The following is a 25928-nucleotide window of genomic DNA, read 5'->3' as shown; positions in this document are numbered from 1 at the left end:
AGTCCACCTTTCGACACTAAGCCCGGCCTGCCGGGGTGACCAGTTGATCAAGCGTGCGGCTCGTCCAGGACCGCGAAGCCGTCCAGTTCCACCCGGGCCTGCTCGTCCCAGAGGCGTACGACTCCGATCACGGCCATCGCCGGGTAGTCGCGGCCCGCCAACCGGCGCCAGATCCGTCCGAGTTCATGGGCGTGGGTGCGGTAGTCGTCGACGTCGGTGGTGTAGACGGTGACGCGGGCGAGGTCGGCGGGGGTGCCGCCGGCGTGCCGCAGGGCGGTGAGCAGATTGCCGAGGGCGGTGGTGAACTGCTCGGTGAGGGTGTCCCCCACGACGGCGCCCTCGTTGTCGAGGGCGGTCTGTCCGGCGAGGAAGACCAGCCGGGAGCCGGTGGCGGTCACCGCGTGGGAGAAGCCGGTGGGCGGGGCGAGTTCGGCGGGGTTGTGCCGGTGCAGGCTCATGAGGAGGGCACCTCCTGGAGGCTGTCGAGCCTACGCCGGTGGGACGCGTACAGCTCCTTGGCGATGATCGCGCGCTGGACCTCGGTCGCCCCCTCGTAGATCCGGGGTGCGCGGACCTCGCGGTAGAGGTGTTCGAGGAGGTGGCCTCGTTGCAGGGCGCGGGCGCCGTGGAGTTGGACGGCGGAGTCGACGACGTACTGGGCGGTCTCGGTGGCGAGGAGCTTGGCCATGGCGGAGCGGCGGGGTACGTCCGGGTCGCCCTCGTCGTACGCGGTGGCGGCCGCGTAGACGAGCAGGCGGGCGGCCTCGGTGCGGGTGGCCATCTCGGCGATCCGGTGGGCGACGGTCTGGAGGTCGGCGAGGTGGCCGCCGAAGGCGGGGCGGGCGGCGGTGTGGGCGAGGGCGGCGTCGAGGGCGGCCTGGGCCATGCCGACGGCGAACGCCCCGACGCTGGGGCGGAAGAGGTTGAGGGTGTGCATGGCGACCCGGAAGCCCCGGTCGGGTTCGCCGAGCAGGTCGTCGGGTCCGACGGGGACGCCGTCGAAGGTGAGGGTGCCGAGGGCGTGCGGGGCGAGCATGTCGAGGGGGCTGCCGCCGAGCCCCGGCCGGTCGGCGGGGACGAGGAAGGCGCTGACGCCGCGGGCTCCGGCGCCTTGGGTGGTGCGGGCGAAGACGGTGGCGAAGTCGGCCTCGGGGGCGTTGGAGATCCAGCGCTTCTCGCCGTACAGGCGCCAGCCTCCGGCGCCGTCGGGGCGGGCCTCCAGGGCGAGTGCGGCGGCGTCGGAGCCGGCGTCGGGTTCGGAGAGCGCGAAGGCGGCGACGGCCCGTCCCGCGGTGGCCTCGGGGAGCCAGCGGGCGCGCTGCGCGGGGGTGCCGAAGGCGGCGACGGGGTGGGTGCCGAGGCCTTGGAGGGCGAGGGCGGTCTCGGCTTCGGTGCAGGTGCGGGCGAGGGATTCGCGCAGGAGGCAGAGTTCGAGGGCGCCCGCGTCGAAGAGCCGGGCGAGGAGGCCGAGCTCGCCGAGCTCGGCCACGAGGGGGCGGTTGACCCGGCCGGGTTCGCCCTTGTCGGCGAGGGGTTTCAGGCGTTCGGCGGCGAGTGCGCGGAGTTCCGCACACCAGGTGATCTGTTGCGGATCGAGCGAGAATGCGGGCATGTGGGCCCTCTCCGACGCCCTCGGGCGCCTTCGTCCCTGCGCCGACGGGCGTCTGCGTCCCCGCGCCGCCCGGCGCCTTCCTCGGAGCGCTTCCGGGCGCTCTTGTCGCGAACCGTTGACTGCCGTCACCAACACGATACGCTCGTGGAGCGACGAGCGACCCCACCACGACAGGGGGACGGACTCATGGAGCTGACACCCTCGGCCCACCTCGACACGTTCGCCCGCGACGGGCTTCCGCCGCCGGACCGCTGGCCGCGTCTCCTCTTCGACCTCCCCGAGCTCTCGTACCCCGACCGGCTCAACTGCGGCGCGGAACTCCTCGACCGCACGGTGGAACGATTCGGCGCCGACCGGCCCGCCTTCCACGACGGCGAGGGCGGCGTCTGGACCTACGGGGAGCTCCAGGACCGGGTCGACCGCATCGCCCATGTCCTCACCTCCGACCTGCGGGTCCGGCCCGGCAACCGGGTCCTGCTGCGCGGACCCACCACTCCCTGGCTGGCCGCCTGCTGGCTCGCCGTGATGAAGGCGGGCGGGGTCGCCGTCACCGTGCTGGCCCAGCAGCGCGCCCCCGAACTGGCCGCGATGGCCGACGCGGCCCGCTGCACCCACGCCCTCTGCGACAGCCGTGCCGTCGACGAGCTGCTCGCGGCCCGGATACCCGGGCTCCGAATCACCCCCTTCGACGGCGAGGGGCCGGACGACCTGCTCGCCCTCGCCGCCCGTCGCACCGGCCCCTACACGGCGGTGGCGACGGCCGCCGACGACGTGGCCCTCATCGCCTTCACCTCCGGCACGACCGGGCGGCCCAAGGGCTGCGTCCACTTCCACCGGGACCTCCTGGCCGTCGCCGACACCTTCTCCGCGCACGTCCTGCGCCCGCTGCCCGACGACGTCTTCGCCGGTTCGCCGCCGCTCGCCTTCACCTTCGGCCTCGGCGGGCTCGTCGTCTTCCCCCTGCGGGCCGGGGCGAGCGCGGTCCTGCTCGAACAGGCCGGGCCCAAGCAGCTGCTCGCCGCGATCGAGCGGCACGGGGTGTCGGTGCTCTTCACCGCCCCGACGGCCTACCGGGTCATGCTCGAAGAGCTCGCCCAGGGCACCGCCCCCGACATCGACTCGCTGCGCCGCTGCGTCTCGGCCGGCGAGAACCTCCCGGAGGCGACCTGGACGGCCTGGTACGCCCGCACCGGCCTCCGTCTGATCAACGGCATCGGCGCGACCGAGCTCCTGCACATCTTCATCTCCGCCGCCGACGGCGACATCCGCCCCGGCACCACCGGCCGCCCGGTGCCCGGCTGGCAGGCCAGGATCGTGGACCACGCGGGCAAGGGGGTTCCGGACGGCGAGGAGGGACTGCTCGCGGTGCGCGGACCGGTGGGCTGCCGCTATCTGGCCGACCCCCGCCAGACGGAGTACGTGCGCGAGGGCTGGAACGTCACGGGCGACACGTACGTCCGCGAGCCCGACGGTTACTTCCGCTATGTCTCACGGGCCGACGACATGATCATCTCGGCCGGGTACAACATCGCGGGACCGCAGGTCGAGGAGGTCCTCATCGACCACCCCGACGTCGTGGAGACGGCGGTGGTGGGCCGCCCCGACACCCTGCGCGGCCAGGTCGTCGTGGCCTACACGGTGGTACGGGACGGGGTGCCGCGCGACGCGAGCACGGCGGCCGCGCTGCGGGCCTTCGTCCGCGCCCGGCTGGCCCCCTACAAGTCGCCCCGCGAGATCGTCTTCCTGGACGCGCTGCCGCGCACGCCCACGGGCAAGCTCCAGCGCTTCCGGCTGCGGGACCCGGCATGACCGACGGGCCCGCCGCCGCCGGGCACGGCCGAGAGCCACCTGGCACACCCGGGAGCCGCCCGCACACCCCGGGAGCCGCCCGCACGGCCGGGCGCGACCGTGGAACCACCCTCTAAAGTGATCACGTGGCCGAGCAGCACACCCCCCGATCCCTGATCGTCTCCCTCTACGGCGCGTACGGCCGTACGTCCGACGGCTCGCCGATGCCGGTGGCCGCGCTCATCCGGCTGCTCGCGGCCCTCGGGGTGGACGCGCCCTCGGTGCGCTCCTCGGTGTCGCGGCTGAAGCGGCGCGGACTGCTGCTGCCGGGCAGGACGGCCGACGGGGCCGCCGGGTACGCCCTCTCGGAGGACGCCCGCCGGCTCCTGGACGACGGCGACCGCCGGATCTACGCCCGTACCGAACCGAAGCTCTCCGAGGGCTGGGTCCTCGCCGTCTTCTCGGTCCCCGAGGCCGAGCGGCACAAGCGGCACCTGCTGCGCTCCCGGCTCGGCCGCCTCGGCTTCGGCACGGCGGCCCCGGGCGTCTGGATCGCACCCGCGCGGCTGTACGAGGAGACCCGGAACACCCTGGAGCGCCTGGAGCTCTCCTCGTACGTGGACCTCTTCCGGGGCGACCACCTCGGGTACGCGGCCACGGCCGGGGCGGTGGCCCGCTGGTGGGACCTGCCGACGATCGCCGGGCTCCACCAGGAGTTCCTCGCCGCCCACGAGCCCGTGCTGCGGGCCTGGCGGACGGCCCCCGCGGGCGCCGAGGACGCCTACCGGGACTATCTGCTCGCCCTGGACTCCTGGCGGCGCCTGCCGTACGCGGACCCGGTGCTCCCGGCGGAGCTCCTTCCGGAGGACTGGCCCGGGCGGCGCTCGGCGGAGGTCTTCGCGGCCCTGCACGAGCTGCTGCGGGACCGGGGCGCGGAGTTCGTGCGCCCGTCCGTGTCCGGCGCCGGGGACCGGTCCGGCGCCGCGGCCGGGGGCTAGACACCCTGGGCTCGGCGCCCGGACGCGCCTCATCCTCGATCCGGTTCGCCGGTTTCTTCCGACGTGCTTGTCCACCGGTCAGCTGTTAGTGGCACGTTATCGAAACGACAGCAGGGTGCGGGATGCTCGCGAAAGGCCTGTCGCCCTGCGGGGAAGAAGCTCCGCCTCTTCGTCTTCCTGACGATTGCCGAACCCCGTACGAGGCATCGAGGACAGATACGCGTGAACGCTCTCTTGGAGACCCTAGGTGAGACATTACATTGCGAAGAGGGCCGGGTGGCACAGAGTCGTCGCCCTGCTCTCGACGCTCATGACCATGACCGGAATCCTCGCCGTCCTGGCCCCTGGAACGGCATGGGCGCTGGACGACGACACGGACAATCCGGCCTACCGGTCGCTGGGAAAGGCCAACAATCCCGACTGGATGAAGGGGATCGATGGTGAGACGCCGCTCGGCTGGCTGTCCGTCCCCGGCACCCACGACACGCTGTCGATCCGCGGCGGCGACAGTACGTACACGCAGCAGAACGGCGGCCCCAGCGCCCAGACGCTCGCCGCTCAGCTCCAGGCGGGCATCAGGTCCATCGACATCCGCGTGCGGGCCATCGGGGGAAGTTTCACCATCCACCACGGCGCGGTGTACCAGGACGCGAACTTCGGCGATGTCCTCAAGGTGCTGAACGACTTCCTGACGGCGCATCCCTCCGAAACAGTCATGATGCACATGCGGGCCGAGTGCGACAACAGCAGCGAAGCCATCGAAGTCTGCAATGACGAACCGCAGAGTACGACCGACGCGCAACGCGCCGCGATTTTCCGCACGTATATCGACGGAGACCCGAACGCCAGGAAATTCTGGGGGCCGTCGGTCAGCGGGACGGGTCAGACCGCCGTTCCGAAGTTGAGTGAGGTACGCGGAAAGATCGTCCTGGAGCGCTTCCGTAATATCGGTGCGGACAGCGAAAAGTACGGCATCAACGGGGGCAGCCTCTCCATCCAGGACGACTGGAAGGTGGCGACCATCCTCCCCGGTGACATCGACGCAAAGGTTCGGAAGGTCACGGACCACCTCACCGCGGCGGACAACGACAACGACGCCTCACGTATCTACGTGAACCACACAAGCGGCTCCAGCGCCTTCGCCTATCCCAAGGCCGTCGCGGACCGGGTGAACGAAAAGGTTCTCGGGCCGCTGGGTGCAGTGAGGAACCGCACCGGCGAGATCATGATGGACTACCCCGGCTACGCCATGATCAATACGATCATCGCCGCCAACCGGCCGTGGGACGGCCTCACTTGGCAGGTGCCCCGGCTCACGGTCATGCCGCTGGGTGATTCGATCACCTTGGGCGTGGGCAGCTCCACCCGGACCGGATACCGGCCCGCCCTGGCGGAGAGGCTCGTCAAGCGTTCGGGCGGCGTGGTGGAGTTCGTGGGTTCGCTGGCCGACGCCGATGGCGTGACACGTCACGAGGGGCATTCGGGCTGGCGCATCGACGAGCTGCAGGCGAACATCGAGACCTGGCTGGCTGCGGCGAAGCCCAATCTGATCACGCTGCACATCGGTACCAACGACATGAACCGCAACTACCAGGTGGCGACCGCGCCCCAACGTCTGGCCGCGCTCATCGACCAGATCCATGCGGCCTCCCCCGACACCGTGGTCGTGGTCGCCACCCTGGTGCCGGCCACCGACCCCGCGGTCCAGGCCCGGATCGACACCTACAACCAGGCGATCCCGGGGATCGTCCTGGACCGCTTCCAGCGGGGCTACAAGATCCAGCAGGTCGGCATGGGCTCCTTGACCACTGACGACCTCAACGACAACCTGCATCCCAACAACAGCGGCTACGCCAAGATGACGAACGCGTTCATGCGCGGCATCGGGGAGGCCGCCGGCAAGGGCTGGATCAAGGAGACCGTCGAGGTCAAGCCCGCGCCGCCGCGCCAGGGAGGCGACTCCGGCGACTACGACGTGGACGTCAACGGCGACGGCCGGGCCGACTATCTGGTGGTGGACGACAACGGAGCCGTCCGCGCCTGGCTCAACACGGCCAATCCCACCACTGGTGCCGTCGAGTGGACCGACCAGGGCTTCATCGCCTCCGGCTCCAACGACTGGTCGGCCAAGCAGGTCCGCTTCGCCGACGTCGGCGGCGACGCCCGCGTGGACTACCTGGTCGTGGACCCCGCCAACGGGGCGGTCCGCGCCTTCGTCAACATGGGCGGCGACGGCCGCGGCGGCTGGCAGGACAGAGGTCTCATCGCCACCGGGTCCAGCGGGTGGACCGGTGACCAGGTCCGCTTCGCCGACATCGGCGGCGACGCGCGCGCCGACTACCTCGTCGTCGGCCCCAACGGTGCCACCCGCGCCCTGCTCAACACCACCGACGCCACGACCGGTGCCATCAAGTGGACCGACCAGGGCGTCATCGCCTCCGGCTCCACCGCGTGGACCGGTGGACAGGTCCGCTTCGCCGATGTCGGCGGCGACGCCCGGGCCGACTACCTCGTCGTCGGCGACCAGGGTGTCACCCACGCGTACGTCAACACCGGTGGAAACGGCCGCGGTGGCTGGTCGGACCAGGGCGTCATCGCCACCGGCTCCTCCCTCTGGCTCGCCGGCCAGATCCGCTTCGCCGACATCAACGCCGACGGCCGCGCCGACTATCTCGTCCTGGACGACAACGGCGCCATCCACGCCTACCTCCACACCACCAGCACGACCGGCACCGTCAAGTGGTCCGACCAGGGAGTGATCGCCACCGGTACCGGAGCCCCCGGCTACCGCGTCCGCATCTAGAAACCGCTCCCGTCCGGCCACTCGCCCCGCCGGCTCCCCGGCGGGGCGAGCACGCCTAGTCCCCGGCCCGGGTCCGCGTCGTCAGAGCCCGGAGCAGGCAGACGAAGGCCGCCGTGCTCAGGACGGCACGGGCGATGTTCCACGCCACCCAGGGGCCCTCGAAGGCGTCACGGGCGGCCGACAGGTCCTTGATGGTCGCGAGCGCGTCGTTGAGGGGCACGTTCACCGCCGAAGTGACCAGGAAGACGGCCACGGAGAGGGCGAGTCCGGCGAACGTCCAGGCCCGCGCCCGCGTGGCGCGGTACTGCCAGGCCGCCACCGCCGTGAGGACCGGCGCCCCGAAGAACACGCCGAAGAAGAGCGGGTTCTGGATCACGTCGTTGATGTTCCGCATCACCTCGGCGAAGACGCGGTCGTCGCTGCGTGCCAGGGCCGGCATCACCGAGCAGACGTACGCGAACCACACCCCCGCGACCAGTCCGGTCGCCACCGTCGCCGTGCCGAGGACAGCCCCGGCACCCTTCCCACCCCGCTGCTGTGTCATGTCCTCATTCAAGGGCAGGGAGCGGTGCGCGGACCATGGTCCCGCGTCGCACCCGCATACGCGAGCGTCCACGGACTCACGGCAGCCCTCAGCCGCGGCGGCCGGTCGGGGGCGGGCGGCTGCCCGCGCGGTACGGGGCCGGCCAGGGTGCGGCGGGGCCCTCGTAGCCCTGTTCGGCCGCCGCGTGCAGGGTCCAGTGCGGGTCGTAGAGGTGCGGGCGGGCCAGCGCGCACAGGTCGGCGCGGCCCGCCAGGAGCAGCGAGTTGACGTCGTCCCACGAGGAGATCGCGCCGACGGCGATCACGGGGACGCCGGTCTCGTTGCGGATCCGGTCGGCGTACGGGGTCTGGTACGAGCGGCCGTAGGCGGGGGTCTCGTCGGAGACGACCTGACCGGTGGAGACGTCGATCGCGTCGGCGCCGTGGTCCGCGAAGGCGCGCGCGATCGCGACGGCCTCCTCCTCGCTCGTTCCGCCCTCGGCCCAGTCGGTGGCCGAGACCCGGACGGTCATGGGGCGCCCCTCGGGCCACACCTCCCGTACCGCGTCGAAGACTTCGAGCGGGAAGCGCAGCCTGCCGTCGAGGTCTCCCCCGTACGCGTCGGTGCGGTGGTTGGTGAGCGGGGAGAGGAAGCCGGAGAGCAGATAGCCGTGGGCGCAGTGCAGTTCGAGGAGGTCGAAGCCGGAGCGGGCGGCGCGCCGGGCGGCGGCCGTGAACTCCTCGCGTACGGCGGTGAGTCCGGCGCGGTCGAGGGCCTCGGGCGTCTGGTTGACGCCGGGCCGGTACGGCAGGGGCGAGGCTGCGACGAGCGGCCAGTTGCCCTCGGGCAGGGGCTGGTCGATGCCCTCCCACATCCGACGGGTGGAGCCCTTGCGGCCGGAGTGGCCGAGTTGCACGCCCAGCGCGGTGCCGGGCGCCTGCGCGTGCGCGAAGGCGGTGATCCGGGACCAGGCGGCGGCCTGTTCGTCGGTCCACAGGCCGGTGCAGCCGGGGGTGATCCGGCCGGCGGGGCTCACGCAGACCATCTCGGTCATGACGAGTCCGGCGCCGCCGAGCGCCCTGGCCCCCAGGTGGACGAGGTGGAAGTCGCCGGGGACGCCGTCCTCGGCGACGTACATGTCCATGGGGGAGACGACGACCCGGTTGCGCAGGGTCAGTCCGCGGAGCCGGAAGGGGGTGAACATGGGCGGGGTGCCGGGCGGGCAGCCGAAGTCGCGTTCGACGGTGGCGGTGAAGGCCGGGTCGCGGAGGCGCAGATTGGCGTGGGTGACGCGGCGGCTGCGGGTGAGCAGGTCGAAGGCGAACCGGCGGGGCGGCCGGTCGGCATGGCCGGCGAGCTCCTCGAACCAGCGGAGGCTCGCGAGGGCCGCGCGCTGGGTGGACTCGACGACGGGGCGGCGCTCGGCCTCGTACGCGGCGAGGGCCTCCGGGAGGGTGCGGTGCCCGCCGGTGGCGGCCTCGCTCCCTTCGAGGCTGTTCGCGAGGGCCAGGGCGTCCTCGACGGCCAGTTTGGTGCCGGAGCCGATGGAGAAGTGCGCGGTGTGGGCGGCGTCGCCGATGAGCACGGTGTTGCCGTACGACCAGTGCGCGTTGACGACGGTGCGGAAGGCGGTCCAGGCGGAGCGGTGGGAGCGGAGCTCCCGGCCGCCGAGCGCCTCCGCGAAGATCTTGGCGCAGCGGGCGGTGGACTCGGCCTCGTCGAGCTCGGCGAACCCTGCGGCCCGCCAGACCTCCTCGCGCATCTCGACGATGGCGGTGGAGGCGTCGGCCTCGTAGGGGTAGGCGTGCAGCTGCATCACGCCGTACTCCGTCTCGGCGGTCTCGAAGCGGAAGGCGTCGAAGGCGAAGTCGGCGGCGAGCCAGATGTAGCGGCAGCGGTGGGTGGTGATCCGGGGGCGGAAGTGCGCGGCGTGGGCCTCGCGGGTGCGGCTGTGGACGCCGTCGGCGGCGACGACCAGGTCGTGAGCGGCGGCGAGGACGTCGGGGGGCGGGGCCTCGGTGCGGAAGCGGAGCCGTACGCCCAGGTCGGTGCAGCGGGCGTGCAGGATCTCCAGGAGCCGGCGGCGGCCGAGGGCGGCGAAGCCGTGGCCGGTGGAGGTGGTGCGGTGGCCGCGGTGGACCACGTCGATGTCGTCCCAGCGGACGAGGTCGCGGCGGAGTGCCTCGTACACGACGGGGTCGGCGTCCCGGATGCCGCCGAGGGTCTCGTCGGAGAGGACGACGCCGAAGCCGAAGGTGTCGGAGGGCGCGTTCCGCTCCCAGACGGTGACCTCGCGGCGGGGGTCGAGCCGTTTGAGCAGGGCGGCGGCGTAGAGACCGCCGGGGCCGCCCCCGACCACGGCGATACGGGACGGGGTGGGACCGGCGGCGGGGCCTCGGCCGGTGCCGGGCACCGTCAGCACCCCCGCCATTTCGGGGGCCGCTTCTCCGTGAAGGCGGCGTGGAACTCGGCGTAGTCCGCGCCGTTCATCAGGAGGGCCTGGGTGGCCGCGTCCATCTCGATCGAGGCGGCGAGCGGCATGTCGAGTTCGGCGGTGAGCAGGGCCTTCGTCTGGGCGAGGGCGAGCGCGGGGCCGTCGGCGAGGCGGCGGGCGAGCTCGGCGGCCCGCTCCCCCGCCAGGCCCTCCTCGGTGAGCTCGGAGAGCAGGCCGATGCGTTCGGCCTCGGCGGCGTGGACGGGTTCGCCCAGCATGAGGAGGCGGGTGGCGTGGCCGAGTCCGACGACCCGGGGCAGCAGATAGGCCGCGCCCATGTCGCCGCCGGAGAGGCCGACCCGGGTGAAGAGGAAGGCGAAGCGGGTGGTGGGGTCGGCGATCCGGAAGTCGGCGGCGAGCGCGAGGACGGCCCCGGCGCCCGCGGCGACCCCGTGGAGGGCGGCGACGACCGGGAAGGGGCACTCGCGGAGGGCCCGGACGACCTGGCCGGTCATCCGGTTGAAGTCGAGGAGCTGGGCGGTGTCGAGGGAGAGGGTGGCGCCGATGATCTCGTCGACGTCGCCGCCGGAGCAGAAGCCCCGGCCTTCGCCGTCGAGGACGAGGGCGCGGACGGCCCGCTCGCGGGAGAGCTCGGCAAGGAGATCGCGCAGGTCGGCGTAGGCGCCGAAGGTGAGGGCGTTGAGTTTGGCGGGGCGGGCCAGGGTGACGGTGGCGACGCCGCGGTCGATCTCCAGGCGCAGGTGCTGCCAGCGTGCCGTGCGGGGCGTGGAGCCGGTAAAGGGGCTCATTCGGAACGGCCTCCTTCCTCCGTCAGGAGGGTATCACTCTACTGTGACTGTCGTCACGAGTACGCGATAGAGGAGGAACGGGAAGGGCCGCCCAAGGTCCCGGCAGGTCCCGGCACCACGTGACCGAGGTCCCTACCGACCGGGGAGGGGCGCCTCTGGAGAAATAAATTGCACCTCGTAAGGTTGAAACCAGGACGTCTCGGGATGCTCCACCCCACTCGCCCACCCGCCCCCACTCGGTGAAGGGAGCCCGCCCCATGCCCGAAGCGACCGGACCCACAGCCGGCGGACCCACAGCCGACGGAACCGCCGGACCGAACGGACCCCCCACCCTCCCGGCCTCCGCCCGACCCGACGGACCCCCCGCCTTTCCGGCCTCCGCCGGACCCGCCACCGCCTGGCGCATCCGGCTTCCCCACACGACCGCCGCCGTACCGATCGCCCGCGCCCTGATCCGCACCGCGCTCACCGACCTCGACCCCGAGGCCGTCGGCCGGCCCGACAGCGACACGGCGGAGCTGCTCACCGCGGAGCTCGTGGCCAATGCCGTCGAGCACACCGCGGGCCAGGGCCCCATCGTGCTGGTCATCGAGCTGTTCTCCGCGCCCGGCGGCTGTCAGATCGAGGTCCACGACCCCCGGCCCGCCCGCCCCGGCGAGCTCGACGGCCCCGCCCCCGGCACCGAGGTCGACCCCTGGCAGGAGCACGGCCGCGGCCTGCTCCTCATCCGGGCCCTCAGCAGCGACTGCGGCCACCGCCCCACCGCGCGCGGCAAGGCGGTCTGGTTCACCCTCCCGGGGATACCGGCCCAGCGCCGTCCACTGCCGTGACCGGGGCGAGGCGAACGCGGCCATGCCCGAAGACATACGCGCGAAGACGACGCACGCGCAGAGATGCCGCGCGTAAGGATGCCGCACGCGTAAAGGGGTCCGGACGCCTGCGTCCGAACCCCCATCGACATGCGGCCGTACGCCGCACCCCGCGCGTCGCCCAAGAGGGCGTCGAGACTAGGCCGTCGCCGACGGGCCCGCCATCGTCGCGACCAGGACCGCCTTGATCGTGTGCATCCGGTTCTCCGCCTCGTCGAAGACGACCGAGTGCGCCGACTCGAAGACCTCGTCGGAGACCTCCAGCTCGGTCAGACCGTGCCGGGCGTGGATGTCCTGACCGACGGCCGTACCCAGGTCGTGGAAGGCCGGCAGGCAGTGCAGGAACTTGACGTCCGGGTTCCCGGTGGCGCGCAGCACGTCCATGGTCACCGAGTACGGGGCGAGGGCGGCGATCCGCTCGTCCCAGACCTCCTTGGGCTCCCCCATGGAGACCCACACGTCGGTGGCCACGAAGTCGGCGCCCCGGACCCCCTCCGCCACGTCCTCGGTGAGGGTGACGGTGGCGCCGCCGGCCTCGGCGAGCTCGCGGGCCGCGGCGACGACACCCTCGGCCGGCCAGTACGCCTTCGGGGCGACGATCCGTACGTCCATGCCGAGCAGGGCGCCGGTGACCAGGTAGGAGTTGCCCATGTTGAAGCGGGCGTCACCGAGGTAGGCGAAGGTGATCGCGTCCAGCGGCTTGTCCGTGTGCTCGGTCATGGTGAGCACGTCGGCGAGCATCTGGGTGGGGTGCCAGTCGTCGGTGAGTCCGTTGAAGACGGGGACTCCGGCGAAGGCGGCGAGCTCCTCGACCACGGCCTGCCCGTCACCCCGGTACTCGATGCCGTCGAACATCCGGCCGAGGACGCGCGCGGTGTCCTTGACCGACTCCTTGTGGCCCATCTGGGAGCCGGAGGGGTCCAGGTAGGTGGTGGAGGCGCCCTGGTCGGCGGCGGCGACCTCGAAGGCGCAGCGGGTGCGGGTCGAGGTCTTCTCGAAGATCAGGGCGATGTTCCTGCCGCGCAGCCGCTGGACCTCGGCGCCCGCCTTCTTGGCGGCCTTGAGTTCGGCGGCGAGCGCGACCAGGCCGCGGAACTCCTCGGCGGTGAAGTCCAGCTCCTTGAGGAAGTGGCGGCCGATGAGGTCTGTGGCCATGGGACGCGCTCCTGTGGGTACGGTCGGGGGACGGCGATCGGGGACCCTGGAAGTGTATACGCAGCCCGGCATTTATATACAGCCCCCTCCATGCGGGGCCCCGGCACGGCCCACGGCCCCGCCTCCCGAGCCCCTCAGGACGCGTCGTGTCCCCCCTCCCGCCGAGGAGACGTCCCGGTCAGGACGCGTCGCGCTCCACCGGGCAGCTCATACAGCGCGGGCCGCCCCTCCCCCTGCCCAGCTCACTGCCCGGGATCTCGATCACCTCGATGCCCTGCTTCCGCAGATGCGTGTTCGTGGTGACGTTCCGCTCGTACGCGACCACCACCCCCGGCTCCACGGCGAGCACGTTGCACCCGTCGTCCCACTGCTCGCGCTCCGCCGCGTGCACGTCCTGGGTCGCCGTCAGGACCCGGATCTCCGGAAGCCCGAGCGCCGCGGCGATGGCACTGTGCATCTGCTCCGGCGGATGGTCGGTCACCCGCAGCGGCTGCCCGGCGTCCCCCGGTTCGATCGTGTACGAGCGCAGCATCCCGAGCCCCGCGTACTGGGTGAACGTGTCCTGGTCGACCATCGTCATCACCGTGTCGAGGTGCATGAACGCGCGCCGCTTCGGCATGTCCAGCGCGACGATCGTGCGCGCCGAACCGGCCGCGAACATGCCCCGGGCCAGCATCTCCACCGCCTGCGGCGTCGTCCGCTCGCTCATCCCGATGAGCACGGCGCCGTTGCCGATGACCAGGACGTCCCCGCCCTCGATCGTCGACGGGTAGTCGGTCTGCCCCTCCGACCAGTGGTGGAACGACCCGGCCTCCGCCCCGGTGAAGAGGGGATGGTGCTTGTAGATCGCCTCGAAGTGGACGGTCTCGCGCTGCCGGGCCGGCCAGCGCATCGCGTTGATCGAGACGCCGTCGTAGATCCAGGCCGAGGTGTCCCGGGTGAAGAGATGGTTCGGCAGCGGCCCGAGGAGGAAGTCGTCCAGGTCCATGGCGTGGAAGCGGACCGAGGTCGGCTCGCGGTGCGCCGCCAGGAACTCCCGCTTCGTCATCCCGCCGACGAGCACCTCGGCCAGCGCGGGGGCGTCCAGCGAGTCGAACGCGGCCCGGAGATGGTCGGTGGCGAGCGGCCCGTACTCCTTCTCGTCGAAGACCCGGTCGAGCACCAGCGCGCGGGCGGTCGGCACCTCGAGGGACTCGCTCAGCAGGTCCCCGAAGAGATGCACCTCCACGCCCCGGTCCCGCAGCACGTCCGCGAAGCCGTCGTGCTCCTGCCGGGCCCGCCGCACCCAGAGCACGTCGTCGAAGAGCAGGGCGTCCTTGTTGGTGGGGGTGAGCCGCTTCAGCTCCAGATCGGGCCGGTGCAGGATGACGCGGCGCAGCCGCCCGGTCTCGGAATCGACGTGGAATCCCATGCGCCCATCCTGACGGAGCGGAGCGGCCGCGGCCTGCCTTTCGGAGCAGGCCGGGCCGGAGGGTGTCGGGAGCTCGCCGGGGCGCACCGGGCGGGCCCCGGGAGCCTCGGAGGGTGCCGGGCCGGTGTCGAGGGGCACGGTCAGCCGAACCACTCCCCCACGGCCACCAGCAGGATGATCGCCACCACCAGACCGCCGAGCAGTATTCCGGCGCGGCGCAGGAAGCGGCGGGTGTAGCCGTTGCCGGGGTCGTCCGGGTGGACGGCCACGCCGGAGGCCGGCACCCCCGGGCGGGGCGCCGTACGGGGAATGCCGTACGCCTCCCTGAGAAGGCTGGACCAGACCGCCTCCGGCAGCCCCGGGCGCTCCCCGTCGACGATCAGCCAGAACGTCTCACGGGCGGACGGCGCCGGGCTGGTCCGCAGCCGGGAGAGGAGCTCGGCGACCGTACCGACCGGGGCGTCGCCGCCGCCGAGGAGCGGGCGGACGGCCCAGCGGTGGAGCTCGGCGGCGTTGGCGGCGCGCTGCTCCTCCGGCGGTTCGGAGGGGCCGGCCTCGCCGCCCGGCGGTGCGACGGCCCAGAGTTCCCGGCCGAGGGCCACCTCGCACAGCTCCCGGCGCAGGGGGTGCTCCCAGGACGGCAGACGCCGGGCGGTCTCGCGGAGGAGGAGGGTGAGGACGAGGTACGCCTGCGGGCGGCGCAGTGCGTCGAGCAGCTCGCGGCTGCCGGCCCGTTCGACGAGCCCGAGGGCCTCCTCCACGGTGCGGATGGTCGGCAGCTTGTGCACCAGGCCGGTCTCGGCCTCCCGCTCCCGGCCGCGTCCCCGCAGCCTGGTCCAGGGCCGCCCGCCGGCCCCACCGGGCCCGGTCCACGCGGGCACGGCCGCCGGGAGGACGGGCCGGGGGTACGAGTCGGCGGCCGGCCCCGGGGACGGCCGCGGGTTCGGCGCCGCCCCCTGCGCGCCCCGGCCGCCCGGCCCCTCGGAGGCGGGTGCGGCGGGCCCGCTCGACGGGTCGTCCCTCCCCGGGGACACGGACCGGTCGGCGGACTCGGGCTTCGAGAGGTCGGGGCGGGGAGGAGGATCCTCTGGGCGGTTCCGGTACGGGGCAGCCGACGGGTCCTGGAGATCGGGGCGGGCCTGCGTGTCGGCCTGGGCGCGGCGGGACGGGTCGTTCCGCGGCTCCGGGGGTTCGGCCCGGGCCTCCGGATCCACCGGGTCGCGCCGGGCCGGCGCACCCCGGAGGTCCTGGCGGGTCTCCGCGTCCGCCGGGCCGCGACGGTACGGGTCGGCCTGCGCGCCCTGGATCTCCTGGCGGGTCTCCGCGTCCGCCGGGCCGCGCCGGTACGGATCGGCCCGCCGGTCCTCGGCGACGGGCGTCGGCAACGGGGCGACGTCGGGCCGAGGGGCCGAGGACTCGTACGACTCGGACGGAGAAGCCGAGGATTCGGACCCGTACGACTCGGACCGAGGAGCCGACAGCTCGGACTCGTACGGCTCGGGCCGGGGAGTCGGAACGTCAGGGGCCGTCGCCCCGGACCGGTGGTCCGGTGTCGTCGGGCGGTGCCGGCCGTCCTCTCCCGGCTGGTCCTGGCGGAACCACAGGTCCGGGCGTTCCGACGGGCCCGGGCGGTGGTCGCCCTCTCGGGGCTCCCCCGCGGCGGGCCCGGAACGCCCCTCCGGTGCCTCGTCCGCCCCGGGCGAGCCGCCCCGCGCCCCGGGAGGTACCGCGGCGCTCCCGCTCTCCGGCGGCGGGGCGTCCTCGGAGGTCCGGCCCCCCGAGCCCCACGGCCAGAGCCGTCCCGGTGTCTTCCGCGGCGGGGCGGGCGGGGTCTCCGGCGGGGCGGCGGGCTGCCGGGGCAGCGGGGGGCGCGCGCCCTCCGGGGCCGGGCCGGCCGGCCGAGGGGGTTCGGAGACCGGGGGCCACGAGGCGGTCCCGCCCCCGGGGCCGGAGGCATACCCGGTTCCGGACACGTGCCCGGTACTCCGGGCAGGCCCGTGCCCGGTGCCGGGGCCGGACGGATGCCCCGCGCCGGCCGCGTACCCGGTCCTCGGGCCGCCGGCGCGCCGGTCGAGGTTCTCCAGGGCCTGGGCCGCGGTCTCCAGGAGCGTGGCGCGGCGGGCCGCGAGCGCGGAGGAGGCCGCGTGGAGGGCGCTGCCGACCGTGTACTCGCCGCCCTCCCCCTCCTCGACCCCCCGCAGGTGGTGGCGGACGAGCCGGGCAGCGACGATCTCCGCCCGGTCGCCGGTCCGCTCGCGCGGGTCGACACGGCGGCGCTCGATGTTCCGGCTCGCCGCGCCCGACCAGCGGCCGACGAACACGAAGCGGAGCGCGGGGAGTTCGACGGTGTCGTGGGTGGCGAAGGCCCACCGGCCGGTGAGCGCGCCGAACATGCTGTGCAGCCCCCAGAGCACGGGGCAGGCGGTGTCGCCGCGTTCGTCCAGGACGGTGAAGCGTTCGTCGGAGTGGCGCAGCAACTCCGCGACGGTTCCGACGAGTTCCTCGGCCGCGTACGCGAGGCCGGCGTCGAGGTCCGCCTGTCCCCGCCCGGTCGCGGGGACGAGGACCTCCTCCGGGATCACCGGCAGCGGCCCGCGGACCCGCTCGGCGTCCACGTCCGCGCCCTCCCAGTTCCAGGCGTGGAGCCCGAGACAGGTGGCGGGTTCGAGGAGGCCGGGTGAGCCGACGAGGGCGTGGCAGAGCACGGAGGTCCTGCCGACGGCGTCCCTGAACGGCAGGCGCCGGATGAGCATCACGTCCGCGCGCCGCTGGAGCCTGATGAGGGCGGGCCGGGTCTCCTCTCCGCTGGCGCGCAGCACGGGCCCCGAGATCCGGAAGAGGTTCTCCGCCTCGTCGCGGGGCCCGGACCAGGCGACCGGCCCGAAGCCGGTGCTGCCGGTGAGGTTCTCGCTGTCCCAGCGGAAGACGATCTGGTCGACCTCGTTCTCCGACCGTGTCATCGGACGATCCCTTCCCTGGGTCCCGCGGGTTCCGCCCCGGGCAGCAGCCCGCACATGGCGAAGAGCGACAGCAGTGGCGCGAGGACCCGGCGCGGCCGGGCCCCGTGCGGAAATCGGTCGCCGCGCGCCTGTCCGCCGGTCGCGGCGACGAAGTGCAGGGTGCAGTCGGCGCAGTCGTCGAAGGGCTTGAGCCAGGCGGCGCTGGCGTGGTGGGCGAGGAAGGCGTACGCGTCCCGGCTCTCGGTCCGGAGCGCGGCCGGGTCGTGGCGGCCGGGCAGGGCCCGGCCGAGCCAGCGGTCGACGACCGGTTCGAAGCGCACCAGGTCGCTCTTGTTGACGGCGAGCGCGGCGGGTGCGGCGACGAGGCCGCCGCGCTGCCGGGGGATGCGGTTGAGCACGGTGGCGAAGGCCTCGTCGCCGAGCTCGCGCCGCCGCAGTCCGCTCTGTTCCCGTACCGGGTCGAGGGCGGGGAGCCGGAGCGCGCGCAGCGGGTCGAGGACGAAGATGAACGCGTCGACGCCCATGAGGAAGCGGCCGACCTCGCTGTCCTCGGCGAGGTCCTCGCCCGCGAGGTCGAAGAAGACCACCGGCCGGGGGGTGGCGCCGGCCGCCGAGACGAGCAGTCCGTCGGCGAACCGCGCGAAGGTCTGCTGGCCGGTTCGGGCCAGCTGCCGCCCCTGCTGGAGGCTCTGGACGCGTTCGCGCAGATAGGTGCGGTGCGCCTCGGGGTTGAGCGGGAGGCATTTGAGTCCGTACGGTTCGAGGCCGCCGAGCTCGACCTCGCCGAGCATCGCGGCGAGGAGGTGGGTCTTTCCGACGGAGGAGCTGCCGACGAGGGCGATGGAGAGCGGTTCGCCGTTGACGAGGTAGGGCACGGGGAGTTCGTGTCCCTCGCCGCCGTCCCTGGTGTGCGGGCAGAGGTGGTACGCCTTGCGCAGGGCGTCCGCCCGGTGGCCGGGCGAGGGTTCGACGCCGAGGTCCAGCGGGATGCGGTTGCCCTTGGTGTCGATGGTGACGAGCAGCCGTTCGTCGTACTCGACGGGGAGCAGGCAGTGCGGGCACATCCGGCTCCGCGCAGGGGGTGCGGGCAGGGGCTCGGCGGGGGCGGCGGGCACGGGGGGACGGGGGGACCCGTCGCCGCCGCCGAAGATCCGCCCGATCAGGGAGCCACGCGGGGGGCGGGGGTCCCGGGCGGGGGCCTTCGGGGCCTCCCCGGCCGGCTCCGTCCCCGGCCGGGCTCCCCCGGTCAGCCCCTTCTTCCGCGCGATCTGGAGGTCGTACTCGGCGCGCCCCCTGGCGAGCGGGTCGACCGCGCCGGTGGCGAGCGGGTCGGGCACATGGAGGAGTCTCAGCAGCTCGGCCGGGTGCGGTCGTTCGGACGCGTTCGGCGAGAAGAGGCCGCTGTGCTGCAGGGCGGCGAGGCGGCGGTAGTCGGCGAGATCCGCCGGGGGGCCGTCACCCCGGTCGGGGCGCCCGGAGAGCAGGTAGTAGGCGAGGGCCGCGACGGACCACAGGTCGTCGCGCGGGTCGGCGGCGCCGAGTCCCGCGCGCTGTTCGGGCGAGGCCCAGGGGGCGGCGCCGAAGGGCTCGCGCGTCTCCCCGGTGCGGAGCGCCGCGTACGGCTCACGGAGCCGCACCCTGGCGCCGTCCCATCGCACGGTGTCGGGGGTGATGGTCCGGTGGACGAGGTCGAGGTCGCCCAGGAGGCGTACGGCCATGGCCAGTTGGCCGGTGATCCGTTCCTGGGCCTCGGCGCCCAGGCGCCCCGTCCAGTCGGAGAGGGGGCGCCCGCTCGGCGGGCGGTAGAGGACGAAGGGTTCGGCGGCGGTCAGGTCGAAGCCGACGATCCGGGTGAGGACGGCGCCGAACTTCGCCGTGCCGTAGCGCCGTTCGAGGGCGACGGAGGCCGCCACCTCGCGCTCCAGGAACCCGTACGCCTGGGGGTCGCCGTGCGCGGACGAGGTCAGCCGGTACTGGAGGACCGGCGCCGACCCGGTCCCGAGGAGCGCCCGGCGCGCGAGGAAGCCGGGGCGGTCGGGGGGCCTGTGGTCCTCGCCGTACCGCACGACGAAGCGGGCGTGCTCCTCCTGCGGGGTGAGGAACTCCAGCTCCTGGTAGTACGGGTGGGGCGGCGGGCTCGACTCGCTGAGGTGGTCCGGGTGGTCGGGGCCGATCGGCGGGTTCGGGTCGGCCGGACGGCTCCGGCGGCCGGGGCCGGGATCGGGGCCGGGCCCAGGGCCGGGGCCGGGGTCGGCGTCGTCCGGGTGGTACGAGGCGTCCGGACCGCTCCGCTGATCGGGCTCGTCCGCGTAGTCCTCGTACTCCGGCCGGTTCGGGCCGTTCGGGTCGGTCGGATGGTTCGGGTCGGTCACGCTTCTCCCGCCTCCTCGGCGCGGACGGTGTGCACGACGTCCGCGCGCAGGGGTACGAGACGCAGGATTCCGGCGTGGCGTCCCGCGCCGGTCCAGACGACGTCCTCGGCGGTGCCCCGCCAGACGTCGTCCCCGGCGGCCCCGCGCCGCATCGCCTCGGGCACGAACCGGACCTTCCGGGCGGCGAGCGGGTCGTGGGAGAGCAGCCGCAGATGCTCGGGGCCGCAGAGCGCGACCGTGCGGCCGGGGTCGTCCTCGGCGAGCAGCAGCCGGGCCACCGCGTCCGGGGCGACCCCGGTGAGCCGGGCGGCGTCGGGCCGGTCGGAGCGGTCGGTGAAGGAGGAGAGCGCGGAGAGCGCGTCCGGGTCGCGGAGGCCTTCGTGGCGGGGCGGCGGCGAGGCCGCCACGTCGCGCTCCAGACGCAGTCGGGTGTCGACGAGCAGCTCTGCGATCCGCTGCTCGTGGACCGCGGACGCCATGGCGCCGGGGTCCCGTTCGACGCCCGCCCAGCACCCGTCGAGGATCAGGAGGGTACCGGCGACCAGGTCCCCGACGAGCGTGTCGACGAGGAGGGGGCCGCCGTCCCCGTACCGCCGCTCCAGCCACGCGGGCGCGGGTACGGGTCCGGGTCCGGGTCCGGGTCCGGGTCCGGGTCCGGGTCCGGGTCCGGGCGGCGGCCCGCCGACCGGGGAGGCGGGCTCCCGGTCGGACGGGCCGGACGCGTACGGGGACGCGGGCGGCGGACCGGAGGCGCGTACCGCCGGCTCCTCGTCCATGTCGGACCAGACGTCGTCCTCCACCGGGTCCCACTCCTCCCAGTTCCAGGAGGCGTTGCCGCTCTCCGGGCCCGGCGGTTCCGCGCGGGACCCCGTCCGGGCCCCGCTCCCCCGCGTCCCGGCCGCGTCCTCGTACGGCTGCCCCTGCTCGTACGACCGGCCCTCCTCGTACGGCCGGCCGTGCGCGTCGGCCGTCTCCGCGAGACCGCGGAGCAGCCGCGCCACCGCGCCCGCGCCCGCCGAGCAGTGGTGCCGCACCTCGGCGAACAGCCAGTCGTGCACGGCGGTCGTGACGACGAGGCTCTGGACCTCCCGCAGGATCCGCCAGGCCTCCTCCGGGTCGGCCCGCGCCCACCAGTCGTCCACGGCCAGGCTCCAGTCGCGCAGCGCGAGGAGGAGGACGGCCACCAGGGACACGGTGAGCGCCACGGCCCCCGCCCACGGCGGAAGACCGAGGAACTGGCCGAGGCCCGCCCCGACGAGACCGCCGAGCACACCCCCGAGGAGCCGGGGCGCCGCACCCGTGGAGCCGCCGCCGTCGATCCGTCCGTCCGGCGAGCGGTTGGGCCTGCGCCGCAGCATCAGCCGGGCGAGTCCGGCGGCCAGCACTCCGACGGCCGGGCCGAGGACCCAGCCGAGGACCGGCCAGACCCCGGCGAGCAGGGCCAGGACCCCGGTCAGGGCGAAGGCCCCGGGGCGCGAGCCACCGGCCGTGAAGGGGTACCGGCCGCCGAGCCTGCGCAGCCGCTCCGGCCCGCAGATCGCGTCGAGCCGGGCGAGCCGGGCGGCGCTGCCCACGGGTGCGGTGCGCGCGGAGAGCGCGGAGAGCCGGGCCGCCACCGAGCGCAGCGGGAGGCCCTTGCCGATCAGCTCGTGCGTGTGGTCGCGCAGCGCCGGGACGATCCCGGCCCGCGAGATCTCCCGGGGCATCTCCGGCAGTTCGATCCCCCGGTCCCTGAGCACCCCCCGGTGTTCGGCGGTGAGCCGGCTGCCGCCCGCGGCGGCGAACGCGTCCGCGACGGCGGTACGGACCCGGTCCAGCTCGGCCGTCACCCGCTCGATGTCCCCCGGCAGGTCGACGGCGCGGCCGGCCCCGGTGAGGAGTCCCGCCGCGCCCCGCACCCGGTGATAGCCGTCGACGGCGTCCCCGACGGCCTCGTCGCAGGCGGTGATCCGGACTCCGGCGCGGCCCTGCGGCGGCAGCCAGCGGTGCTCCGAGAGCGATCGGGGAACACCCTCGTCGAGGAGGAGCGCGAGCGCGCCCGGCGCCTGCTCGGCGGAGACGGCGCCGGCCGGGACGTCCGGACCGGTGAGCCCCTCCACCGCCTGCCGCCAGGCCCGCGCCCGCGCCTCGTCGGTGAGGTCGTGCTCCAGGACGCGCACGGCGGGTACGGCGACCCCGTGCACCACCTCGCCGAGCGCGCGCAGGACGGCGTCGAAGACCTCGGGGGTGGACAGGACGTCGACGAGCGGGCGCAGCACGGCCTCGCCCGGGACGCCGTCCTCGACCGTGTCGAACACCCACAGGACGCCGGCGGCGGGCGGCCGGAGGGTCAGGGTGCGGCTCACGGTCCGCTCGCCCCGGGCGCCGACGGCCACACAGACGACGCGGGCGGGCCCGTAGGAGGACAGCCGCTCGTAGAGCAGCTGGTGGGCGACGAGCCGGTCGGCCTCGTCGAGGACGAGGAAGCGGCGCTCGCCGCCGGGCTGCGGGGCGTCCAGGGCCGCCCGGACGACGGCGTCGGGGTCGTACGCCCCCGCCGTCCGCAGGTCGAGGCAGACGGCGTGGCCGGGCAGCGGCCGTTCGGGCAGGACGCGCACGCTCATTCCGCCTCCCCCGCACGGTCGCGGGGGCGCGGCTCGTCGTCGAACCAGGTGTCGAACTCCGGCTCGGGCTCCAGCTCCCAGTCGTCCCCGAAGGCGGAGTCCCGCTGCGGCGGCCGCGCCGGAGCGGGGTCCGGTCCGCGGGTCTGCCCGTGCCCGTAGGCGGTACGGGGATCGGGCACGGTGGCGTTCCCGCTGCCGGACCCGCGGCGGGCGTCGCTGTCGTACGGGGGGCGGGCGCCGTTCTCGTACGGGGGGCGGGCGTCGCTCTCGTACGGGGGGCGGGCGTCGCTCTCGTACGGGGGGCGGGCGCCGTTCTCGTACACCGGGCGTGAGCCGTTCTCGTACGCCGTGGGCTCGTACCCCCTCCGCGCACCGGAGCCCTGGCCCGGCGCCTGCCCGAGCCCCTGCCCCGGCCCCTGGCCCGGCCTCGGGCCCTGCCCCGCCCCCTGCTTCGGTGCGTGCCGTTCGTACAGGGCCCGCAGGGACGACCTCGTCGCGCGGGCCGCCCTGGGGAAGCGCATGTCGAGCGCGCCCGGGAAGGTGACCTCCCAGAAGTGGCGCAGCGGCGCGAGCCATTCGATGTCCGACTCTCCGTACTCTCCGTATTCGGCGACGAGTTCGTCGATCAGGCCCAGCTGCCGCGGGGCGACCTCCTCCACGAAGTGGGTGAAGAGCGGTGACGGGGGCGCCGGTACCTGCGCGAGCCCCTTGGGCAGGGCCTGCATCAGGCGTTCGCAGAACTGCTCGATGATCTGTCCCTCGTCGAGCAGCGCCCAGCGCTCGTACGCCCGCAGCAGCCCCACCCAGCTGGAGAGCGAGCCGTCGAAGGCCTCCAGGCGCAGCGCCATCGTCGCGGACTCGCCGTCCTGGAGCCGGATGCGGACGACGTGCGGCGACCCGGCCGGGCCCTCGGTGTCGATGTGCCCGTTCCACATGGCGCAGAGCAGCCGGTGCAGGATGCGCTGCCGGTCGCTCTCGGTGGAGACCAGCCAGTCGTCCTGGTAGCCGAGGCGCTGGCGCCAGTGCAGGAAGTCGTCCTCGCCGGCCGAGTCGCGGGCCTCGGCCCAGAGGGTGAGGACGTTGCGGACCTCGGAGATGTCGGTGAGGTTCATGCCGCTGCGGAAGAAGACGACGGTGATGGAGTCGGTGTCGCCGGCCCGGCTCTCGGGGGTCACCCGGGCGGGCAGGTTGAGCTCCTGCTCCAGGTACTCGCGGGCCCGGCCGTCGGCCTCGCTCGACGGGTGCACGATGAGGATCTTCAGCGGGCCGCTGCCGTCGGGGACGAAGCCCACCGGGATGAGCCCCGCGAGACGGGCGCGGAACTGTTCGAGCCAGCGCCGGTCGATCTTCGCCTCGGCGGTCTCGTCGCCCGACGCGGCCCGGAGCAGCAGCTCCATGGAGGGCAGCAGGGGGCGGGCGAAGTAGTCCTCGTTGGCCTCGCCGAAGAGCCGTTTGACCCGCCGTTCGAGGACCTGCTTGATCTCCTTCACCGCCGCGCCGCCGGGGCGGCGGACCGCGTCCAGGGCCCGTCGCCAGTCCTCGGGACCGATGAGCCGGCCGAGCAGGGTCGCGGCGTCGGCGGCCTCGCGCAGGCCCTCGCTCTGGGCGAGCCGGTCGACGACGTCGTCGTAGAAGGCGCGCAGGGTGTTCTGCGGGGGCAGCAGATAGGCGATACCGGCGCGGTCGTCGCGGTAGAGGTCGCGACGGCTGTCGGCGAAGGACTTGGCCTCGTCCTGCTCGTGGGAGCGGAGCACCTTGGCGAGTTCGGTGACCTCGGAGGTGACCCGGTTCAGGGAGGGGCGCCACTGGGCCTCGCCGGCCTGCCAGCCGCGGTGCCAGAGGGTCCTGGCCCGCCACTGGTACCAGGCCTCCTGGGCGGCGAGCGCGTCCTGGACGTCGGGGTCGTTCCAACGGGCCGGGACGACCCCGCCCACCGTGCCCTTCACCTGGGGGATCGCGGGGGCGGAGGTCTGGACGTGCGCGGGCCGTTCGGGTTCGTTGCGCCGGTTGTCGAGCATGCCGGTGAAGCCCTCCCTGGCCACCCGGTCGGGGTGGCCGGGCAGACCCGTCAGGAGGACTTCGACCTGGAACGGGTCCATGGAGCCCAGGAGTTCACGGACCCCCGCGCCCGGCCTGAAGTCCTCGGTGAGCCGCGGGATCTCGCGGGCGAGACCGGAGTCGAGGCGGCGCAGGGCCTCCTCCATGTCCCCGATCCGGTTGCGCAGCTCCTGGATGACCTTGCCCTTGCCCCGGGGCAGTTGCTCGGGGGCGGGGACGTCCGGGGCGTCCCGGCTCCAGAGCCGGCCGATGCCGGAGCGGGTGAACAGGTCCCGGACGTGGGACTGCCCCTCCCGGTCGGGCCGCCGGGCCCGGTCGGACATGCCGCGGACCGCCTGGGCGAGGAGCCGGGCGGCGACGATCTCGGCGAGGTCGTCGACGGGCACGGTGAGGGAGGCGGCGAGGCTGGTGGACATGCCGCGGTAGCCGATGCCGCTGCGGGCCGGGGTGGAGCGCTCCACGCTCTTGTTGATGAAGCTGGCGGCGAAGGACTGGTAGTCGTCCTCCGCACGGGTCGCCGAGCCGGTGTCCTCGCCGAGGTCGGTACCGATCAGCGACATCACCATCGCGGCGATGGAACGCCGCAGGTCGTCGCTGCCGATGACGGACGGCTTGGAGAAGAGGAACGCCGTCTGCATGGTGGCGGGCCGCAGCGCCACGACGCCTTCACCGGGGTACGTGACACTGAGCCGGCCGCGGTTCTCGACGTCGCCGACCTGGTCGAGCGCGTCGGGCACGTTCTGGTCGTCGACGAGCCGCGAGAGGTCCACGAGGGCGCGGGCGGCGTTGAGTTCGGCCTCGCGGCCGCCGCCGGCCTCCAGAGGGAAGGCGGAGGGCATCACGACGAGCGGGTAGATCTTCACCCCGGGCACCCCGGCGTTGCGGAACTCGTGCCCGATGAGATGGATGAAGTCGTAGAAGATGCCGGCCCCGGTGCCGCCCGCCACGGAGAAGGCGACGAACACGTCGCAGCCCCGGATCCGGCCGCCGCCGACCCGCCGGAGGTCGCCGGCCGCCTGGCCGATGGACCCGATGGCCTCGCGGAGCTGACGCAGGACGGGTTCGAGCCCGGAGCGCAGGGTCGCGAAGAGCGCGGCGCGCCCGACGGTCGGCAGCTGTCCCGCCCCGCTGTTGAGCGGGGCGACGCGGGGCTGGCGGGCCTTAGGCGGCAGCCAGAGCCCGGTCTCCTCGGGGATGGAGGTGCGCAGCATGCGCGTCACCTCGGACGAGGAGTCGAAGTCGGTGGGCAGCAGGTCGCGGACCATCCGGGAGGTGCGGGCGAAGGCGGCGGCCTCGGCGCCCTTCGCCTTGAACTGCGGCTGCTGGAGCAGCTCGGCCTCGCTGAAGTCGGCGTAGACGAACTGGAGGCAGTCGGGCAGCTGGAAGGGCAGGCGGCGGCCGCCGTCGACCAGGTCGGTGCCGTCGGGGCCGCACAGCTCGCGGCGCAGGCTGCGTTCGAGTTCGCTGCCGATACGTCCGCCGGTGCCGCCGAGTCCGACGAAGAGCATGGGCTGATAGATCTTCATGTCGTTC

The 25928-nt window shown here is 74.0% G+C and carries 15 protein-coding genes; 4 read left to right on the top strand and 11 right to left on the bottom strand.

Features of this window, described 5'->3' with window-relative positions:
- Positions 1-47: 47 nt before the first annotated feature.
- Together ACH4MY_RS23600 and ACH4MY_RS23595 are read right to left on the bottom strand one after the other, a co-directional pair.
- Positions 48-458 carry a RidA family protein gene (locus ACH4MY_RS23600; RefSeq protein ID WP_327164787.1) on the bottom strand — a complete coding sequence of 137 codons (411 nt, stop codon included), beginning with the start codon at positions 456-458 and terminating at the stop codon, positions 48-50.
- On the bottom strand, positions 455-1612 hold the full coding sequence (locus ACH4MY_RS23595; RefSeq protein WP_398005702.1) for an acyl-CoA dehydrogenase family protein: 1158 nt from the start codon (positions 1610-1612) through the stop codon (positions 455-457). Before ACH4MY_RS23595 ends, ACH4MY_RS23600 begins: the two co-directional genes overlap by 4 nt.
- A gap of 186 nt (positions 1613-1798) precedes the next feature.
- Here ACH4MY_RS23595 and ACH4MY_RS23590 point away from each other — a divergent pair, with 186 nt between their 5' ends.
- The 3 genes from ACH4MY_RS23590 to ACH4MY_RS23580 all read left to right on the top strand — a co-directional run bounded on the left by ACH4MY_RS23590 (position 1799) and on the right by ACH4MY_RS23580 (position 7201).
- Positions 1799-3421: an AMP-binding protein gene (locus tag ACH4MY_RS23590; protein WP_398005701.1), complete on the top strand. Its 1623-nt coding sequence runs from the start codon at positions 1799-1801 to the stop codon at positions 3419-3421.
- Positions 3422-3546: 125 nt separating this feature from the next.
- Positions 3547-4398 carry a PaaX family transcriptional regulator C-terminal domain-containing protein gene (locus ACH4MY_RS23585; protein WP_398005700.1) on the top strand — a complete coding sequence of 284 codons (852 nt, stop codon included), beginning with the start codon at positions 3547-3549 and terminating at the stop codon, positions 4396-4398.
- A gap of 316 nt (positions 4399-4714) precedes the next feature.
- Positions 4715-7201, top strand: a complete 2487-nt coding sequence (locus ACH4MY_RS23580) for a phosphatidylinositol-specific phospholipase C domain-containing protein (RefSeq protein ID WP_398005699.1) — start codon at positions 4715-4717, stop codon at positions 7199-7201.
- 55 nt (positions 7202-7256) lie between these two features.
- On the opposite strand, the gene ACH4MY_RS23575 is transcribed toward ACH4MY_RS23580, so the two are convergent.
- The 3 genes from ACH4MY_RS23575 to ACH4MY_RS23565 form a co-directional block, all read right to left on the bottom strand.
- Positions 7257-7745: a DUF1772 domain-containing protein gene (locus ACH4MY_RS23575; RefSeq protein ID WP_398005698.1), complete on the bottom strand. Its 489-nt coding sequence runs from the start codon at positions 7743-7745 to the stop codon at positions 7257-7259.
- A gap of 88 nt (positions 7746-7833) precedes the next feature.
- Complete coding sequence (locus tag ACH4MY_RS23570) at positions 7834-10155, bottom strand: bifunctional salicylyl-CoA 5-hydroxylase/oxidoreductase (RefSeq protein ID WP_398005697.1); 2322 nt, start codon at positions 10153-10155, stop codon at positions 7834-7836.
- Positions 10140-10967, bottom strand: coding sequence for an enoyl-CoA hydratase family protein (locus ACH4MY_RS23565; RefSeq protein WP_398005696.1), 828 nt, complete (start codon positions 10965-10967; stop codon positions 10140-10142). Before ACH4MY_RS23565 ends, ACH4MY_RS23570 begins: the two co-directional genes overlap by 16 nt.
- A 257-nt stretch (positions 10968-11224) precedes the next feature.
- On the opposite strand from ACH4MY_RS23565, the gene ACH4MY_RS23560 reads away from it, so the two are divergent.
- Positions 11225-11797 carry an ATP-binding protein gene (locus ACH4MY_RS23560; protein ID WP_398005695.1) on the top strand — a complete coding sequence of 191 codons (573 nt, stop codon included), beginning with the start codon at positions 11225-11227 and terminating at the stop codon, positions 11795-11797.
- Positions 11798-11974: 177 nt separating this feature from the next.
- On the opposite strand, the gene argF is transcribed toward ACH4MY_RS23560, so the two are convergent.
- The 6 genes from argF to ACH4MY_RS23530 all read right to left on the bottom strand — a co-directional run bounded on the left by argF (position 11975) and on the right by ACH4MY_RS23530 (position 25921).
- On the bottom strand, positions 11975-12991 hold the full coding sequence (gene argF / locus ACH4MY_RS23555) for an ornithine carbamoyltransferase (protein WP_398005694.1): 1017 nt from the start codon (positions 12989-12991) through the stop codon (positions 11975-11977).
- 178 nt (positions 12992-13169) lie between these two features.
- The gene (locus ACH4MY_RS23550; RefSeq protein ID WP_398005693.1) at positions 13170-14402 is read right to left on the bottom strand and encodes an arginine deiminase; all 1233 of its coding nucleotides are present in this window, start codon (positions 14400-14402) and stop codon (positions 13170-13172) included.
- Positions 14403-14542: 140 nt separating this feature from the next.
- The gene (locus tag ACH4MY_RS23545) at positions 14543-17362 is read right to left on the bottom strand and encodes a hypothetical protein (protein ID WP_398005692.1); all 2820 of its coding nucleotides are present in this window, start codon (positions 17360-17362) and stop codon (positions 14543-14545) included.
- Entirely contained in the window at positions 17359-19734 is a 2376-nt protein-coding gene (locus ACH4MY_RS23540) for a hypothetical protein (protein WP_398005691.1), read from the bottom strand. The genes ACH4MY_RS23545 and ACH4MY_RS23540 overlap by 4 nt, the downstream gene beginning before the upstream one ends.
- Positions 19731-22337 (bottom strand): hypothetical protein, encoded by a 2607-nt coding sequence (locus ACH4MY_RS23535; RefSeq protein ID WP_398005690.1) that lies wholly within the window; start codon positions 22335-22337, stop codon positions 19731-19733. The genes ACH4MY_RS23540 and ACH4MY_RS23535 overlap by 4 nt, the downstream gene beginning before the upstream one ends.
- Complete coding sequence (locus ACH4MY_RS23530) at positions 22334-25921, bottom strand: tubulin-like doman-containing protein (protein ID WP_398005689.1); 3588 nt, start codon at positions 25919-25921, stop codon at positions 22334-22336. Before ACH4MY_RS23530 ends, ACH4MY_RS23535 begins: the two co-directional genes overlap by 4 nt.
- Between the last annotated feature and the right edge of the window lie 7 nt (positions 25922-25928).

The organism is Streptomyces sp. NPDC017246 (assembly GCF_044331325.1).
GTDB lineage: Bacteria > Actinomycetota > Actinomycetes > Streptomycetales > Streptomycetaceae > Streptomyces.
This window is presented reverse-complemented; position numbering and strand designations above follow the sequence as displayed.